Here is a 15,985-nt window from a genome sequence, read left to right on the forward strand (position 1 = left end):
CAGGTCAATTTTCCATTTTCAAAACGTTTGTAAAGCAACCAAAATCCTTGTCCATCCCAATAAAGAGCTTTGAATCGGTCTTTTCGACCTCCGCAGAAGAGATAGACCTGACCGGAGAAGGGATCCAGATTGAATTGACTTTTGACAAGGTAGGCGAGAGAGTCGATCCCTTGACGCATATCTGTTTTCCCGCAAACCAAGTAGACTTGACCTAAATCACTGAGTCGGATGGTCATAGTGCAGTACCTTATCCAAGATTATTTCCAATTCCTCTTGGTTGATAGAGTGAAAGAAAGTGAGTTCTACTTTTTCGAGACGAATCTTCATCAGAATCTCATTTCTGCTTTTCTTTTCAGAGCGTCGCGATTTTGGAACAGTCAATGGGACGATGGGCTGTGACATAATAAATCCTCCAGTTTTGTTTTTCTAACAGTATACTGGAGGAGGGAGTGAGTAGATAGATACCTTGTTATTGGGCGGTTACGTTAAACGTTTAGATTGAATGCTTTTAAATCGCTAGTTTTGATTTTGGTTGAGTATAAAAAAAATCAATCATTAGAAAATAATCTCAATAAATCAAAAAATAGACTTGCTGAATCAATCGATATAGCAACATAATTCCTTTTTAAATTATGGGAACATGTTAAAAGTTTCTGTGAAACATTTCAATCATCAAATCAACAAAATCTATTTTTATAATTTTAGAGTGCAATTTCTAACGATTGAGGAATTGCTCATAACTCTCTCTTATTTTGTACCACGCTGATCCTTCTCAACGGATTTCAATATCTTGACAGATAAATAGGCATAAAAAAGAGAAAATACAATTAAGGCTATCCAACAAATAAATATGTTATGTGGATTATCAGAAATACTGTTAGTTGCATTGGCTAAATATAATAACGCATCTAATCCAAATCGACTGACCATTCCGTTTGTGAGGAAAGCCAGAGTTCCTTCTAATTGAATTTGTCCTGAGAATAAAAATTGTAAAAGAATAAAGAATGGCATAATCGTCATTGCTTGCTCAGTATTTTTTACAATCGATGATAACAAGATTCCTAACACATCTGACGCATAAATTATTAAAAAAAATGTTAAGAAATAGGAGAAGAATCTTAATAAACTTAAGTCACCAAATCGAGACAATTCAGAAATTTTTGACCCATAAAACAAAAAGACTACGGTCATAATAATAATCGCTTCTAACAAGGAAATAAGAGCCTGAAAAATTAAATGTGCAACAATATATGACGACAATTTCATTCCAGACCGATACTCATGTTTGATAATATCGCGTTCTTTGCAAATAACCGTTATAGAATTAAACAGACCAATCCAGATGCATGAACAGGCGAGTATAAAAGATGTTTGAGCAATAGCTGAATTACCGGTCCAAAAATCTGAGTTAAATCCATTTTTTCCTGAAACTAGACAAGCTACAACTGCAATAATCAAAGTACTCAAAAAAGAATACCAACCTTTTGAATATTGAAATGACCTTCTAAACTTACCAAAATATATTGAAACCTGTTCCTTACTTGATGCATAATCCATTACCTTATCCTCCTCTTTGGTCTAAATACTTTTTATATTTTTGAATATAATAATCTGGTTCATCTTCAATTTTGGATACAACTAACTCTAACTGATCTGTCTTGAAAAATGTAAGAGCTTCTTCAACAGATCCATAAAATGCTAATTTTCCACAATGTTCACTCTCACTCTTAGCCAATACAAGAACCTTATCAAATAGTTTCGGCGTCCGATCTGGATTGTGTGAAATAACAATAACAATCTTCTGATTGTCTGCAATGGATCGCAAACTAGACATAATTACGCGAGCGTTGCTGCCATCTACTCCAGAATCTGGCTCGTCCAAAATAAATACAACAGGATCGGAAATGTACTCAGTTGCGATACTAAGACGTTTCTTCTCACCTCCGCTAAGCTCTGAAACTAAACTGTCACGCTTCCTTGATAAATTCACCGTTTTCAAAACTGTGTCAATCTTTTGCTCCAACAAGTTTTCATCTCTTACAAAATCCCGAACCAACTTCATCTCTGCAGCATTTCTAAGCGTCATATATACTGTATCTTTTTCTCTATGAAGACTAAACTGAGGAACATTTGCAATTGTTCGCTTCACCATATCAAAATCCTCATATAGATTATTCTTTCCAAGTAAAATCGTCGCATCTGCTTTCTCATTACCCATAATGGCATTGATAAGAGTCGTTTTTCCAGCCCCTGACCCTCCAAGAATCAAAATCATTTCTCCGGGATTAATTGAAAACTGTATGTCCGACAATAGCTTTTTGCTTCCCGCACTGCGTTCCCGAATATTAACCTTTAAGCCCTCCCCATGTTCTAACCCATGGATATTTTCCGCAAGACTACTTTTTTCAGACTCTTGTAATTCATCTTGGAAAAACAATACACCACCCAACATAATGAATAATCTGTGATTATAGTTAATTAGGTCCCCATCCCTTAAACGACTTCTTGCTGAAATGTGTATTTTATTGACAGTTAATTGCTCTGTTTCACTAGGCTTGATGAATATCAGACCATCTTGATTCATTTCTAGAAATTCAGCTTTTATTTCTTGAAGCAAGTCGATACTTAACTCGGCTGACTTCCACTTCACATTTTCTTGATTCATCAAACTGAATATATAGCAAGTATCATCAATCCTCAAACAATCACCATTAATAAAATAGTGTTTTTCTCCAACAGAAAGCATACTAGAATTTACTTGTACTTGAAAACGCATATTCTGGTAATAGTATCCTAAGTAATCTTTTGCCACAAATCCTTTATCAGCTTCTAGTACAAAAGAATCGATTTTCAGCGTTTCCACACCATCAATGGTCACTTTAAAGATTAATGGTACCAAATGAGTATTTCTAATTTCTTCACCTTTATTTAAATGTACAGAAACCGTATCTTTCATTCTATCCATGATTTGACTTACATTTGAAAAACGATTTGAAACCTTTTGTTTTATAGTTTCTCCTTGATAAAATAAGTTTTCCAAAGGGACTGATATCTGAATTTTAGCACCATCATTATTCACTAATTCACCACAAAAACCGCAATATTTCCAACCTATCCCAAGCGTTTGAGAACATCTATAGCAAGTTCTCTTCACCAAATATTTTTCAATCATGGCTCCTCCCTACTTGACAACGCACCACAGTACGTGCAAAATTGATGGTTATTAGCTATTTTGCGACCACAAGATAAACAATTTTTGCTTTCATATAATTCTGCATCAATTCTCTCCTGTATTTCCAACTGAGTATTATACAGTTCCTTTATTCGGGTTAGTTCTTTTTGAAATAATGTTCCTTCCCGAATTTCTTCTGGATGACTTTCAATAAACTGAATTCCTATAAGCCTATATAAGTCATCAATCATTTCTTGTAGTTGTTGAATCTCTTTTTTCTTCTTATTTGTCTCTCTATTCTTTTGTTGTTCAGAAATGACATCCTGAGTTGTTTCTTTAACGTGTTCACCAACCTGTGAAACCTTTTCCTTTAATTGATTAATAAAACTCATCAAGATCCTCCTCAATACAGATATCGTCAGTGTTACAAACACATTATTCAGGTTACATAAAAATTTTAATCTATCATTTTTGTAAGCTAATACTTTATCGAAAAACAGCGTATTAGTCTATTATTTCATCAAACTCTTTTCGAAATAGCTAATATTATAATACAAAAAATTCCATGTTACAGTCAATATAGTTATTCAGAGATAATATTCCAAAAATAATTTCAGGACATTATTAGACGTTATAACCAACAAACTTGCATATAAAAAAGACAAGCACCTTGTGAGGGCTTGTCAATATTCTAAATAGAAAATTCTCCAGACTTCATCTCGATTTATAAATCTTCAAAGGCATCTTTTACCTTGTCAAAGAATCCTTTTTTATGGGGTTTGACATCAATATTTCCCGCTGCCGCAAATTCTTTAAGGGCTGCACGTTGGCGGTCATTCAAGCCTGTCGGAGTGACAATATTGACGGTCACATATTGGTCACCGATGGCACCACCACGGACACTTGGGGCACCTTTTCCTTTGAGTCGGAAGGTCTTACCAGTCTGGGTACCTTCAGGAATGACCATATCCACATCACCGTGAACTGTTGGTACATGAACAGTATCACCAAGTGCTGCTTGGACAAAGTTGAGGTCTAATTTATAGTAAATGGTTGTCCCTTCACGTTCAAACTTGTCTGATGCCTGAACTTGAACTACAACGTAAAGATCTCCGTATGGACCACCATTGAAACCAGCTTCCCCTTGACCTGCCAAGCGAATGCGTTGACCGGTTTCCACACCTGCTGGCACCTTAACCGTCACTGTATGGGCTTGTTTTTCATGACCAGTTCCATGACAGGTTGTACATGGGTCTTTGATTTGTTTTCCGCGACCATGACAGACATCACAGGTCATTTGACGGCGCATAGTTCCAAGCGGAGTTTGGGTGTCCACATTGATCACTCCAGAACCATGACAACGCCCACAGGTTACAGGACTTGTTCCAGGTTTGGCACCTGAACCTGTACAGGTTCGACAAGTTGCCTCACGGTTATAGGACACCTCACGTTCCACACCAAAAATCGCTTCTTCAAACTTCAAGTTGACCGCATACTGCAAGTCATCCCCTTGACGAGGTGCATTAGGATTGCGGGTCGCACCACCTCCGCCAAAGAAGCTAGAGAAAATGTCTTCAAAGCCACCGAAACCTGCTCCGTCGAAACCACCAAAACCACCTGCTCCACCACCGAAGCCTCCATTGGCTCCTGCAGGACCATATTGGTCATAGGCAGAACGTTTTTGCGGATCGCTTAAGGTTTCATAAGCCTCTTGGACCTCCTTGTATTTATCCTCCGCACCCGGATCCTTATTAATATCTGGATGGTACTTCTTCGAAAGCTTCCGATAAGCCTTCTTAATCTCGTCTGGCGAAGCATTCTTAGAAACACCAAGACGATCGTAAAATTCAGTATTGTTCATAGTTTATGATACAAAAGGCGTTAAGAAAACCGTATGAAAATAGGAAACTGACGCAGTGTGCCTAACACACTAGGAAGTTTATCTTTTTCACTAGGTTTTTAGCCTGTGTTCGAATTACCGAACTTGTATTCCTTTCTTTAGAGTATAGAAAGTCGCCCGTGTTCAGTTACGAACACTTTCCTTTCTGTAAAAGTTAGAAGGGTATTTACCCAAAAACAGAGGCTGGGTTGCAACCTCTGTGATTGGAAATTTTATTGACGAAATGATTTTATTCTCAGGAAGATGAGAACTGAGTTCGAGCTAAGAACTTCGGAAAAAATGATTTTCCGAACCCTAGATACTCAAAGAAATTCAAGACTAGGCTTAGGCAACTGGACGAAGATTGAACTAGTGTCCATCAAGGAGAGTTAACGAAGCCTAGTGAAGAATTTCATAGCTCGGGATAAAAAGGTCTCCTGAACCATTTACGACGTGAGAAAACAAAGTCGATAATACTTTGTTTTCGAGCTAGTAAGACATCTAGGTTAGCCGCAATAGCGGTAACCGTTAACTGATGAGCTACTTTTAGTAGCCATCAGTTTTGGTATCCTCGCTTCCGAATCTCTCGACTCGGGCTAAAAACGTTCCCCGAACGTTTTTACTACTTCTCAGTAAACTCGCCGTCTACGACATCATCGCCTGCGTTGTTAGCTGTTTGAGCGCCTTCTTGACCTGCGGCTGCTTGTTGTGCTGCTGCTTGTTCATAGAGTTTCACTGCAAGGGCTTGGGCTTTTTCGTTGAGGTTTTCAAGTTTCGCTTTCATGTCGTCCAAGTTGTTAGCTTCTTGAGCTGCTTTCAACTCATCAAGAGCTGCTTGAGCTTGATCGCGTTCTGCGTCGAAGCCTTTGCCTTCTGTTTCTTTCAGAGTTTTCTCAGTCGCAAAGATTGCTTGGTCCACATCATTACGAAGGTCCACTTCTTCCTTACGTTTCTTATCTGCTTCTGCGTTTGCTTCTGCATCTTTCATCATGCGGTCGATTTCTTCATCTGTCAAACCTGAGTTAGATTGGATAACGATTGTTTGCTCTTTTTGCGTACCAAGGTCTTTAGCTTTTACAGAAACGATACCGTTCTTGTCGATGTCAAATGTTACTTCGATTTGTGGAATACCACGAGGTGCTGCAGGGATGTCAGTCAATTGGAAGCGGCCAAGAGTCTTGTTGTCCGCTGCCATTGGACGCTCACCTTGAAGCACGTGGATGTCAACAGCTGGCTGGTTGTCTGCCGCAGTTGAGAAGACTTGTGATTTAGAAGTTGGGATAGTTGTGTTGCGGTCGATGAGTTTTGTAAATACGCCACCCATTGTTTCGATACCAAGTGACAATGGAGTTACGTCAAGGAGGACAACGTCTTTAACATCACCAGTGATGACACCACCTTGGATTGCAGCACCCATAGCAACAACTTCATCAGGGTTTACAGATTTGTTTGGCTCTTTACCAGTTTCAGCTTTTACAGCTTCTACAACGGCTGGGATACGAGTTGAACCACCGACAAGGATGACTTCGTCAATCTCTGACAAGCTAAGTCCTGCATCTGAAAGGGCTTGACGAACAGGAACTTTTGTACGTTCTACAAGGTCGTAAGTCAATTCGTCAAATTTTGCACGAGTCAATGTCATTTCCAAGTGAAGCGGACCAGCTGCACCTGCAGTGATGAACGGCAAGCTGATTTGAGTTGATGTTACACCTGAAAGGTCTTTTTTAGCTTTTTCAGCCGCATCTTTCAAACGTTGAAGGGCCATCTTGTCAGCTGACAAGTCGATGCCATTTTCTTTCTTGAATTCTGCTACCATGTGGTCGATAATCTTTTGGTCAAAGTCGTCACCACCGAGCTTGTTATCACCTGCTGTTGCAAGTACATCGAAGACACCGTCACCTAATTCAAGGATAGATACGTCGAAAGTACCACCACCAAGGTCGAATACCAAGATTTTCTCATCTTTGTCAGTCTTGTCCAAACCATAAGCAAGGGCTGCTGCAGTTGGTTCGTTGACAATACGTTCTACTTCAAGACCAGCGATTTTACCAGCATCTTTTGTTGCTTGACGTTGGGCATCGTTGAAGTAAGCAGGAACAGTGATAACCGCTTTGGTTACTTTTTCACCAAGGTATTCTTCAGCGTAGCCTTTCAAATATTGAAGAATCATTGCTGAGATTTCTTGTGGAGTGTATTCTTTGCCATTTGCTGAAACTTTTTCAGAAGTTCCCATTTTTGATTTGATAGAGATGATAGTATCTGGGTTAGTTACTGCTTGGCGTTTTGCCGCATCACCAACGATGATTTCACCATTTTTGAAAGACACAACAGACGGAGTTGTGCGGTTTCCTTCTGGGTTTGCAATGATTTTTGATTCAGTTCCTTCAAGAACTGCAACTGCTGAGTTTGTTGTACCTAAGTCAATACCGATAATTTTAGACATATGTTTTACCTCTTTTTAATTTACTTTCTTTTCAAGTAGTTTAACGACTTCTCGGTCAGGTTTCTTTTTTGGAAAATAGCAGAGCGACTATTCTGACACAACCACCATAGCCGGTCTCAGCAAGCGTTCATGCAGCTTGTAGCCTTTTTGGAAGACTTGTGCAATGTGTTCTGCTGGGCAATCGTCTGTGGCTGGAACAGTTTGAATAGCCATGTGAAGATTTGGGTCAAAGACATCTGTTGCGACTTCTTCTACCCCTTCTTCTTTGAGGGCTTGAATCAGGCTTTCCTGTACCATTTCCAAGCCTTTTTTGACATCTTCTGTCAGACCTTCGACTTGAAGGGCACGCTCCAAGTTATCCAAACTCGGCAAAATTTTCTTGGCCAAGTCTTGCGAACGGTAACGTTGAATGGTTTGGCGTTCCTCGTTGGCACGGCGTTGTATATTTTGCATTTCAGCGTGAGCACGAAGGTACTTGTTTTCAAATTCCTCTGCACGCTCATTTGCCAAATCCAATTCTGATTTTTCAGGCGTCTCCGCAACTTCTTCTGTTGTTTCAACCTCTTCTACGATTTCTTCGTTTTTGATTTCTTCTGACAAAGCATTCTCCTTCTAATTGACTTCGTAATGATTACTACTTAGATAACGGTAGTAATCGGTTAATTTCATAAATAGGACGCGACTGATGATGTTAATCAAACTCATCTGCCTACGGTAGTCCATGTCAACAGGACCAAGCAAACTCATCTGGGCCATGCCCCGATAGGGGATTGGAAAGCGATGATGAATGACTGTCACATCCGCTAGGGCAAGGTCTCTATGTTCCGCCACAGAAATGCTGGTCTGCTGGTTTGGCGCCAAACCCTGCCGCAACTCTGGTGCCAATAGCTGAGGACTATCCAAGAGTTGGTAGGTGGCGAGGTTGCCGTAGGTCAGCGAGGCAACTTTTCCACTGATAAAGACTGATTCTTGGAAGAGATTGGAAAAGATGTAATCCATGAGATCCAAGACATTGTCCGTCGTGGTAAAGTAACGCTGCACCACCTGGGGAATCTCCGTCCGCAACTTATAGTGAATAGACAAGACTGTCTGTCCAACGAAACGTTCATCCACCAGGCGTTTGAGCACTTCCAAGTCCCTGGTCAAAAAGTTCTTGGGAATGGCAAACTGGACAGTGACAGGTTTGGACTGGTCCAAAGTCAAGACTGCCAGAGCATCGTGGCTACTGAGCTGCACGATGTCAAAGGAAGTCAGCTGCTGACTGGTCGGCTCCACATCTAAAATGACCGAGGTGTAGCCTGTCAAATCCGCTAGGACCTGACTTGCCCGCTCCAAGATGTCCTCTAGCTTGAAGGCTTCAAAGTCGAAGGCCTTGACCACTTGATAAACATCTTCTTCATCGATGTGTTCCAGATTAAGCGAGTGGTTGACAAAGTATTGAAAACCAGCCCGACTGGGCATCCGACCACTTGAAGTGTGGGCCTTTTCTAGCAAGCCCAACTGCTCCAACTTAGCCATGTCATTGCGAATGGTAGCGGAGCTGGAAGCAATCATCTCCTGCAAGGCCTTAGAACCAACTGGCTCATGATGGCGCGTAAATAATTCAACAATCAGATTCAAAATATCATTTTGACGTTGGGTAATCATCTCCGCTCCTTTCATGAACACGATTGATTTCTAACTTTAGCACTCTTGTAGGTTGAGTGCTAAACTATATACTCTCATTATACGCCGAAAAAATGGATTGTCAAGAGAAAAAGACAAAAAATTAGCACTCTTTTACCTAGAGTGCTAAAAATCAGTCTGAAGACCGAGAATGGCGGATGTCCTAATAATAAAAGTCCTTTTTCACAAATATTTTTGATTTACTTTTCTTCCTTCATATCAATTAAATTCCAAAAGTTTAAAATCATTATCAGCGTTATTGCAATCAAGCTGATAAAACTATTTCGATTTAGAAAAATCACTGCGAAGATTGCAAGTGCATTGATGAGGGTTGCTATACGTTTTTGTTTTGTCATTTTCCAACCTCCTTATACTTCTGACGCAAGTGCATCAAGCCGATAGAACAATAAAGTAAAACTGGTATATCCACCATAGCCATACCAATCATAACAGCTGGCAACTTCAAGACATAAAATAGCAAGATAAAGAAAACAAACAAGGAACTGGCCAGTAGAAACTGTCTGGTAATAATTCTGTCAATCATCTCGAACTTACTTTGACGATCACTATAAAGCTCAACTTCTCCCAAACTCTCATTCTTTCTAAAGTATGAAAAATGATTGCAATCACCGACATAGTCCCAGCCATAATCTGCAAACATCTGGAGGTATTCCTCCTTATCCTGACCTTTTGGTTTAAAATCCAGTTGATAGCTAACTTCTTCAGGCAGACATTTCTCAAAGATATAGAAAAAGCTAAATTTATTTTTTTGAAATTTCCATCCCTGACGATGTTGCTCTGCCAAATAATGTTCTTCCTTTTCAAAATCAGGCAAGAAGAAGAAATGAATTTCTGTCCTAGTCTCCATAACTTTCCCCCGTACTATTTCGATAGAGCCGTTCAATCCGAGCCAATTCTATGTCTAGGATTTCTCTACCTGTTTCTGTTATCCGATAAAACTTCCGCTTATCTTCTTCTCTGACAAAGGCAATCAAGCCGTCTTTCTCCATTTTCGACAGGGTGCCGTACATGGTTCCAGGGCTAATCACGACCTGACCTGCCGTGACTTCCTTGGTCTTCTGGGTAATATCATAGCCATGCCGTTCTTCCTGTAAATGAAAGAGAATATAGAAGGCTGTCTCTGTCATCGGAACATAGACCCGTTTTAATTTGTCATCCATAAGATCCCTTTCGTATTGCGATACATCGAACTTCGATATATAAATTATATCGCACCTCGATATAGTTGTCAAGAAAAAAATCAGAGAAAAGTCCCTGATTTCATTTCTTGATTGTTTTAGAAAATGGTGTTTTATGTGTCGTGATAAAGTTTTCAAGCCAGCTAGCATCATCGCTCTCCGTCGCTACTTCTTCCCTTTCCTCATCCGTGTCCTGTTCTTCATCGTCTGAAAGATCGACTTTTCCAAACAGAACTACCTTGCCCTCCGTTTCAGCACTTGCTGAACTGCTATTAGTTGTTAGAAGCCCAAAAGTTACAAAACCTAGCATTGCAAGAGCACCTAAAACAAGTAATTTCTTCATCATTATTTCCTCCAAGATAATTAAGAACCTGTATTCACAGTTCAGCACTTCTAGCTAAGGCTAGTTTTTCAGCTACTCACCACTCGTTTTTTTCAAAATACAGTTAGTATTCCCTCAAAAAAACTGCCTTGATTAGCGAAAAACCATCTCTTCTCTAAAAGCACTTTTCTTGTGAATACAGTTTCTAAACATTGTTTTGTAAAGTTGTAAAACTTACAAGTATTATCTTACAGGAAATGACGAGCCACTTAAAATTCATTACATATCTGTAACTTTCTCAATTTCCTTATTGATCTGGTGGATTAAATCATAGCAATCTAAAAATTTGGCAATATGCAGGCATTCCTTCATTATTTCTAGGCCACCAACATTTCCATTCATGTAGGACAAGCGTGCTTTTAGGAGCTTAAGCAGCAAACGATCTCGCATATTCTTTTCCATGATATTGACAGAGTCAAGAATTTTGAGAAAGCGAATCGCAGCAATCTCCTCTCCCCTATCTAACAAACTGCTCGAAATATTGATGAGCACCTTATAGACATTGTCTCTGTTTTCTGTGATGTCCATATAAAACTTTGTTCGATTGAGAACTTCCATTCCCAGAACTTCTAACATTTTGCTAGGAAGACCTCTGCTACAATTTCCGAAAATCCAGAGTTCAAATTTCCCCCAATCATCTATGGACATTAAATAGTCCGATAGAATAGCTTTTTCATCCTCAGAAACATCATAATCAGGATCGCACCATTGTTGCTTAAAAATATGAAAGGCCGCAACCATCACCCTATCAAACGGACGTCCATCCCTATCATACTCTGCTTGATGGTACAAAATTCTATCATCCATATACTGAGCATTGTGACTATAAACTGCACGAACAAATCGCTCTGATGAAAACAAATTATCTATCTGAAAGTAGGACTGGTAGAGGGTAGAAAATTCACCTTCTACCACATTCATCCGTCTTAAGCAATTAAAAAATGTATCTACAGAAAGATTACTCTTTCCGTTTTCAAAGCGTGATAACTGAGCAGGTGTCACGAAATCCCCTGCCACTTCTTTTAGAGACATATTTTTTGATTCACGAATGAGTTTAAAAATTTTTCCGTAAGTTCCCATTATATTCTCCACGCGTTACATTTATGTAACGAAATTTGCCAACTTTTGAATCTAGTATATCATAGATTTATCATTTTTTTATAGAAAGGCAGGTAGTTATGTCATCTCTCTTATCTACCCAAGAATTATCAAAGCAATATGGGAAACAAAAGGCCGTTCATCAGGTTTCTTTAACGATTAATAAAGGTGAAATCTGTGGCTTAGTCGGTGAAAATGGTGCTGGAAAAACAACGCTCCTCAGAATGTTATCGGGCCTCATTTCCCAAACTTCAGGTACCATTACTAGTTCAAAAGATTGTCGTATTGGAGCTTTAATTGAATCCCCTGCTCTACAACCCAATTTATCTGCGATCGATAATCTTCGTTACATGGCTCTGCAATTAAATCTCAAGCAAGCGGATGAAAAAATCTTAGAGACATTAGCAATTGTCGGTTTAGAGGATATTGATCCTAAGAAAAAATCTAAAGATTTTTCACTGGGAATGCGTCAACGTTTAGCTATTGCCTTAGCTATTCTAGATAAGCCTGATTTTTTAATCCTAGACGAACCGATTAATGGTCTTGACCCTGTTGGAATCAAAGAGATGAGAAGTATTATTTTACATCTTCGCAATCAATATGGGATGACCATCCTTATCTCCAGTCATATCCTATCAGAGCTTGAGATGGTGGTTGATCGATACATTATTATGCATAAGGGCCTTATCGTCAAAGAATTCTCAAAACAAGAGCTTGAACAAACCCTAGAAGAACAGCTCTATCTACAAACGAACAACCATCCTAAGACCTTTACTATCCTTGAAGAGCAGGGCATCGCTTACAAAATAGATAAGGATTATATCAGTCTGCCATCAAATACGAATGTTATGAGCCTCATTCATCTCTTGATAAACCATGAGATTGAGGTCAAAGAAATTTTTAAACAACAAATGTCATTTGAAGATTATTACCTGACATTGATTCAAGAAGGAGAAGAGCATGATACATTACTTTAAAGCTGATTTATTTAAGATTCAAAAAGAACAGAGATTAACGATTTCATTGGGAATATTGGCTTTACTGTCCTTTTTATCCGCTTTTTTGCTACATGGCAACGAAGACTTCACTAGCTCTCTTATTCAATTGCTTTCTCAATTTATCACACTATTTTTTATCGTTCCAGCCAACCTATTCTTTGGAGAAGATTTTACTTACCGTACCATCAATAATATTATTATCAAGCAACAAACAAGAAAAAGGGTGTTTTTCTATAAAGTCTTAGCAACCCTTGTACTAGATCTCGCTTATATCCTTCTAGCCTATTTATTGAGCAGCAGTGTTGGCTTACTTCTAGGTGATCGTGTTGATTTTGCAGTAATAATACAAAGTTTCATTTTTCAAACACCTTTATTTATCTGTATCTCTCTGTTATCCATCCTGATATTTGTCAAGTCCAATAAGGTCAATCAAGCCTATCTTGCCTTTAGTTTAATTAGCCTTCTTTTTGACAATATCTCCAACCTCATTACTAGTAATCTACTCCATATGAAATTACCAACAGATTATTTTCTATTCCTTTCCCTCCAACAAGGGGACCATATTTCAAGGCTATCCATGGGTGTTAGCTTTATGGCTACTATACTATATCTCTATCTGAGTTACTTTATCTTCAGCAGGAAAGAGTTAAAATGATGTAACTTAGATTTCATATATAAAAAACAGGTATGTCACACATCCGAAAAAACGTATGGCATACCTGTTTTCATTTCACATTTATTTCCCTTGGGCAATCAATTCTGCCCCACGTTGGCGGTAGGACATATCCCCAACCGCTTCAATCAAGAGCTTGCCATTTTCATACTTGAGAACGGTGATTGAACCGTTATCGAGGAAAATGTTAGCCCCACGCTCTGGCTCCAACAAATGAGCCAATGTTGCAATGGTCATACCGTGGCTGACCACAAGAGCATTGCCTCCGCCTTGTTTTTCCAAGTCTTGGGCGATGGATTCAAAACCTGTTAAGATACGATTGCTCAAGACCTCCCAAGATTCTGCCCAGCCAGCTGTGTCTGCCTCTTGGATACCTGCTGCGATTTCCGCAAAGGACATGCCTGTCGCATCAACTGTCCCTTTCAAACGAGGCAGGACACCTTGGAAAAGCTCGGCATCATACATGCCCTCAAAACTACCGAAACACCATTCACGGATACGCTTGTCTTGGTAATATGGGATTTTCCCCAAAATTCCCAACTCACGCTGGGCAATGGTCATAGTTTGAACAGTTCTTCCCAAGTCACTAGAAACAGCCAGCTTAAAATCAAGGCCCGCATCCTTGAACCCCAAGCCCAGTTCACGGATCCCTTCCTCACCAGCCTTGGTCAGCGGTGTATCACACCAGCCCTGCACGCGCCCGATGGTATTAAACATGGTTTTCCCATGTCGAGAAATATATAATCTTACGTCTGCCATAGCATTCTCCTTGTCATTTCTTACTATATAGTATAACAAAAAACCGACTGCTTGTCGCAATCGGTTTGCGTTTTTAGTTCTTAAAGCTATGAATCGGTGCTGGAATTTGTCCGCCACGGTTGATAAAGTCCACAGACGAAGCTTGATTGACCTTCATGACAGGAGCTGTTCCCAATAAACCGCCAAATTCGATCATGTCCCCTTCTTTTCCGAGCGGAATAATGCGGACCGCAGTCGTTTTCTGGTTGATAACCCCAATAGCCGCTTCATCCGCAATCATAGCTGCAATAGTTTCAGCAGGCGTTGTTTCTGGAATGGCAATCATATCCAAACCTACAGAACAGATAGCCGTCATAGCTTCTAATTTTTCAAGGTTAAGCGAGCCATTTTGCACCGCTGCAATCATACCCTCGTCCTCAGACACAGGGATAAAGGCACCTGATAAACCGCCGACTTGGTTGCAGGCCATGACCCCACCTTTTTTGACTGCGTCATTGAGCAAAGCCAAGGCAGCAGTCGTTCCGTGCGTACCTACGGTTTCTAAGCCCATTTCCTCCAAAACCCGTGCTACTGAGTCGCCAACAGCTGGCGTCGGAGCAAGGGACAGGTCCACGATACCAAACTTAACACCCAGGCGTTCGCTGGCCATATTGCCGACCAACTGACCGATACGGGTAATCTTGAAGGCCGTTTTTTTGACGGTTTCAGCCACCACATCAAAGCTCTCGCCACGCACTTTTTCAAGGGCACGCTTGACCACACCAGGCCCAGACACACCGACATTGATAACCACATCCGCCTCACCGACACCATGGAAGGCACCCGCCATGAAAGGATTGTCCTCGACCGCATTGGCAAAGACCACCAGCTTAGCCGCCCCCATATCAGAAGCCTCCGCCGTCTCCTTGATGATCCGCCCCATGTCCCGCACGGCAGTCATATTGATGCCCGTCTTGGTCGAGCCGATGTTGACTGACGAGCAGACTTTTGTCGTTTGGGCCAATGCCTGCGGTATAGAGTTGATGAGGATTTCATCCCCTTTTTGGTAGCCCTTTTGAACCAGAGCTGAAAAACCTCCGATAAAATCAATGCCGATCTCATGAGCCGCCTTGTCCAAGGCATGAGCCAAGGGAAGATAATCCGTGGCTTCCGTCGCTGCACCAATCAGAGCGATAGGCGTGACCGACACCCGTTTGTTGACAATGGGAATTCCTAGCTCCGCCGCAATCTCATCACCGACCGCTACCAAGTTCTTAGCCTTGGTCACGATTTTAGTGTAAACTTTCTCCGCAGCCTTATCAATGTCCGAGTCGATACAGTCCAAGAGGGAAATCCCCATGGTAATGGTCCGAATGTCGAAGTGCTGCTCCTCAATCATCTCAATGGTTTCTCTAACCTGTCTAATGTCCATGATTGTTCTCCTTACAAGTTGTGCATAGCATCAAAAATCGCCGCACTTTGAATGTTGATTTTCACGTTCAAGGATTGACCAAAGGCATCCAATTCTGAACGAAGTTGCGTGAAATCTTGCTTCTCATCTGATGACACCACCGCCATCATGGTAAAATACTCATCCAAAACCGTCTGGGAAATATCATCAATATTAAGCCCCAACTCCGCAATCTTAGTCGCAACACCCGCAACAATCCCTGACTTGTCCTTACCGACAACTGTAACAATAGCTTTCATCTGAACACCTCTTCTAAATTTTCATTTA

General features: G+C 40.4%; 19 protein-coding genes. 2 read left to right on the forward strand and 17 right to left on the reverse strand.

Annotated elements, in window-relative coordinates; genetic code table 11:
* From tnpB to C1E99_RS01395, 14 genes are all read right to left on the reverse strand, one after another.
* The coding region (tnpB, locus tag C1E99_RS01335) for an IS66 family insertion sequence element accessory protein TnpB (protein ID WP_105206368.1) at positions 1-236 on the reverse strand (236 nt) is incomplete at its 3' end.
* Positions 217-402, reverse strand: coding sequence for a hypothetical protein (locus C1E99_RS01340; RefSeq protein WP_105206369.1), 186 nt, complete (start codon positions 400-402; stop codon positions 217-219). The genes tnpB and C1E99_RS01340, both read right to left, overlap by 20 nt.
* Positions 403-747: 345 nt before the next feature.
* The gene (locus C1E99_RS01345; protein ID WP_105206370.1) at positions 748-1,557 is read right to left on the reverse strand and encodes an ABC transporter permease; all 810 of its coding nucleotides are present in this window, start codon (positions 1,555-1,557) and stop codon (positions 748-750) included.
* A gap of 4 nt (positions 1,558-1,561) precedes the next feature.
* Entirely contained in the window at positions 1,562-3,172 is a 1,611-nt protein-coding gene (locus C1E99_RS01350) for an ATP-binding cassette domain-containing protein (RefSeq protein ID WP_105206371.1), read from the reverse strand.
* Positions 3,169-3,564 carry a zinc ribbon domain-containing protein gene (locus tag C1E99_RS01355; RefSeq protein WP_044677158.1) on the reverse strand — a complete coding sequence of 132 codons (396 nt, stop codon included), beginning with the start codon at positions 3,562-3,564 and terminating at the stop codon, positions 3,169-3,171. Before C1E99_RS01355 ends, C1E99_RS01350 begins: the two co-directional genes overlap by 4 nt.
* A 332-nt stretch (positions 3,565-3,896) precedes the next feature.
* Positions 3,897-5,033: a molecular chaperone DnaJ gene (dnaJ, locus tag C1E99_RS01360; RefSeq protein WP_105206372.1), complete on the reverse strand. Its 1,137-nt coding sequence runs from the start codon at positions 5,031-5,033 to the stop codon at positions 3,897-3,899.
* Between the two features lie 640 nt (positions 5,034-5,673).
* A complete protein-coding gene (gene dnaK, locus C1E99_RS01365; RefSeq protein ID WP_105206373.1) occupies positions 5,674-7,494 on the reverse strand; it encodes a molecular chaperone DnaK in 1,821 nt (606 codons plus the stop codon).
* Between the two features lie 87 nt (positions 7,495-7,581).
* Positions 7,582-8,094, reverse strand: coding sequence for a nucleotide exchange factor GrpE (grpE, locus tag C1E99_RS01370; protein WP_044671827.1), 513 nt, complete (start codon positions 8,092-8,094; stop codon positions 7,582-7,584).
* A 12-nt stretch (positions 8,095-8,106) separates the two neighbouring features.
* Positions 8,107-9,141: a heat-inducible transcriptional repressor HrcA gene (gene hrcA, locus C1E99_RS01375; protein WP_105160394.1), complete on the reverse strand. Its 1,035-nt coding sequence runs from the start codon at positions 9,139-9,141 to the stop codon at positions 8,107-8,109.
* 218 nt (positions 9,142-9,359) lie between these two features.
* Positions 9,360-9,515, reverse strand: a complete 156-nt coding sequence (locus C1E99_RS14620; protein WP_153309101.1) for a hypothetical protein — start codon at positions 9,513-9,515, stop codon at positions 9,360-9,362.
* Positions 9,512-10,027 (reverse strand): DUF2812 domain-containing protein, encoded by a 516-nt coding sequence (locus tag C1E99_RS01380; RefSeq protein ID WP_105206374.1) that lies wholly within the window; start codon positions 10,025-10,027, stop codon positions 9,512-9,514. Before C1E99_RS01380 ends, C1E99_RS14620 begins: the two co-directional genes overlap by 4 nt.
* Entirely contained in the window at positions 10,017-10,340 is a 324-nt protein-coding gene (locus C1E99_RS01385) for a PadR family transcriptional regulator (RefSeq protein ID WP_105206375.1), read from the reverse strand. Before C1E99_RS01385 ends, C1E99_RS01380 begins: the two co-directional genes overlap by 11 nt.
* Positions 10,341-10,440: 100 nt before the next feature.
* Complete coding sequence (locus C1E99_RS01390) at positions 10,441-10,704, reverse strand: hypothetical protein (protein ID WP_029187635.1); 264 nt, start codon at positions 10,702-10,704, stop codon at positions 10,441-10,443.
* A 255-nt stretch (positions 10,705-10,959) separates the two neighbouring features.
* The gene (locus C1E99_RS01395) at positions 10,960-11,820 is read right to left on the reverse strand and encodes an Rgg/GadR/MutR family transcriptional regulator (RefSeq protein ID WP_105206376.1); all 861 of its coding nucleotides are present in this window, start codon (positions 11,818-11,820) and stop codon (positions 10,960-10,962) included.
* Between the two features lie 98 nt (positions 11,821-11,918).
* Between C1E99_RS01395 and C1E99_RS01400 the strand changes: the two genes are divergently transcribed.
* Complete coding sequence (locus tag C1E99_RS01400; protein ID WP_105206377.1) at positions 11,919-12,815, forward strand: ATP-binding cassette domain-containing protein; 897 nt, start codon at positions 11,919-11,921, stop codon at positions 12,813-12,815.
* Complete coding sequence (locus C1E99_RS01405) at positions 12,799-13,491, forward strand: ABC transporter permease (protein ID WP_105206378.1); 693 nt, start codon at positions 12,799-12,801, stop codon at positions 13,489-13,491. The genes C1E99_RS01400 and C1E99_RS01405 overlap by 17 nt, the downstream gene beginning before the upstream one ends.
* 81 nt (positions 13,492-13,572) lie before the next feature.
* On the opposite strand, the gene C1E99_RS01410 is transcribed toward C1E99_RS01405, so the two are convergent.
* From C1E99_RS01410 to C1E99_RS01420, 3 genes are all read right to left on the reverse strand, one after another.
* Positions 13,573-14,268, reverse strand: a complete 696-nt coding sequence (locus C1E99_RS01410) for a histidine phosphatase family protein (RefSeq protein WP_105206379.1) — start codon at positions 14,266-14,268, stop codon at positions 13,573-13,575.
* A 73-nt stretch (positions 14,269-14,341) separates the two neighbouring features.
* Positions 14,342-15,679 (reverse strand): PFL family protein, encoded by a 1,338-nt coding sequence (locus tag C1E99_RS01415; RefSeq protein ID WP_105120580.1) that lies wholly within the window; start codon positions 15,677-15,679, stop codon positions 14,342-14,344.
* Positions 15,680-15,690: 11 nt separating this feature from the next.
* Positions 15,691-15,957 carry an ACT domain-containing protein gene (locus tag C1E99_RS01420; RefSeq protein ID WP_024384707.1) on the reverse strand — a complete coding sequence of 89 codons (267 nt, stop codon included), beginning with the start codon at positions 15,955-15,957 and terminating at the stop codon, positions 15,691-15,693.
* Positions 15,958-15,985: the final 28 nt, after the last annotated feature.

Source organism: Streptococcus suis (genome assembly GCF_002964045.1).
In the GTDB taxonomy this organism is placed as follows: domain Bacteria; phylum Bacillota; class Bacilli; order Lactobacillales; family Streptococcaceae; genus Streptococcus; species Streptococcus suis_U.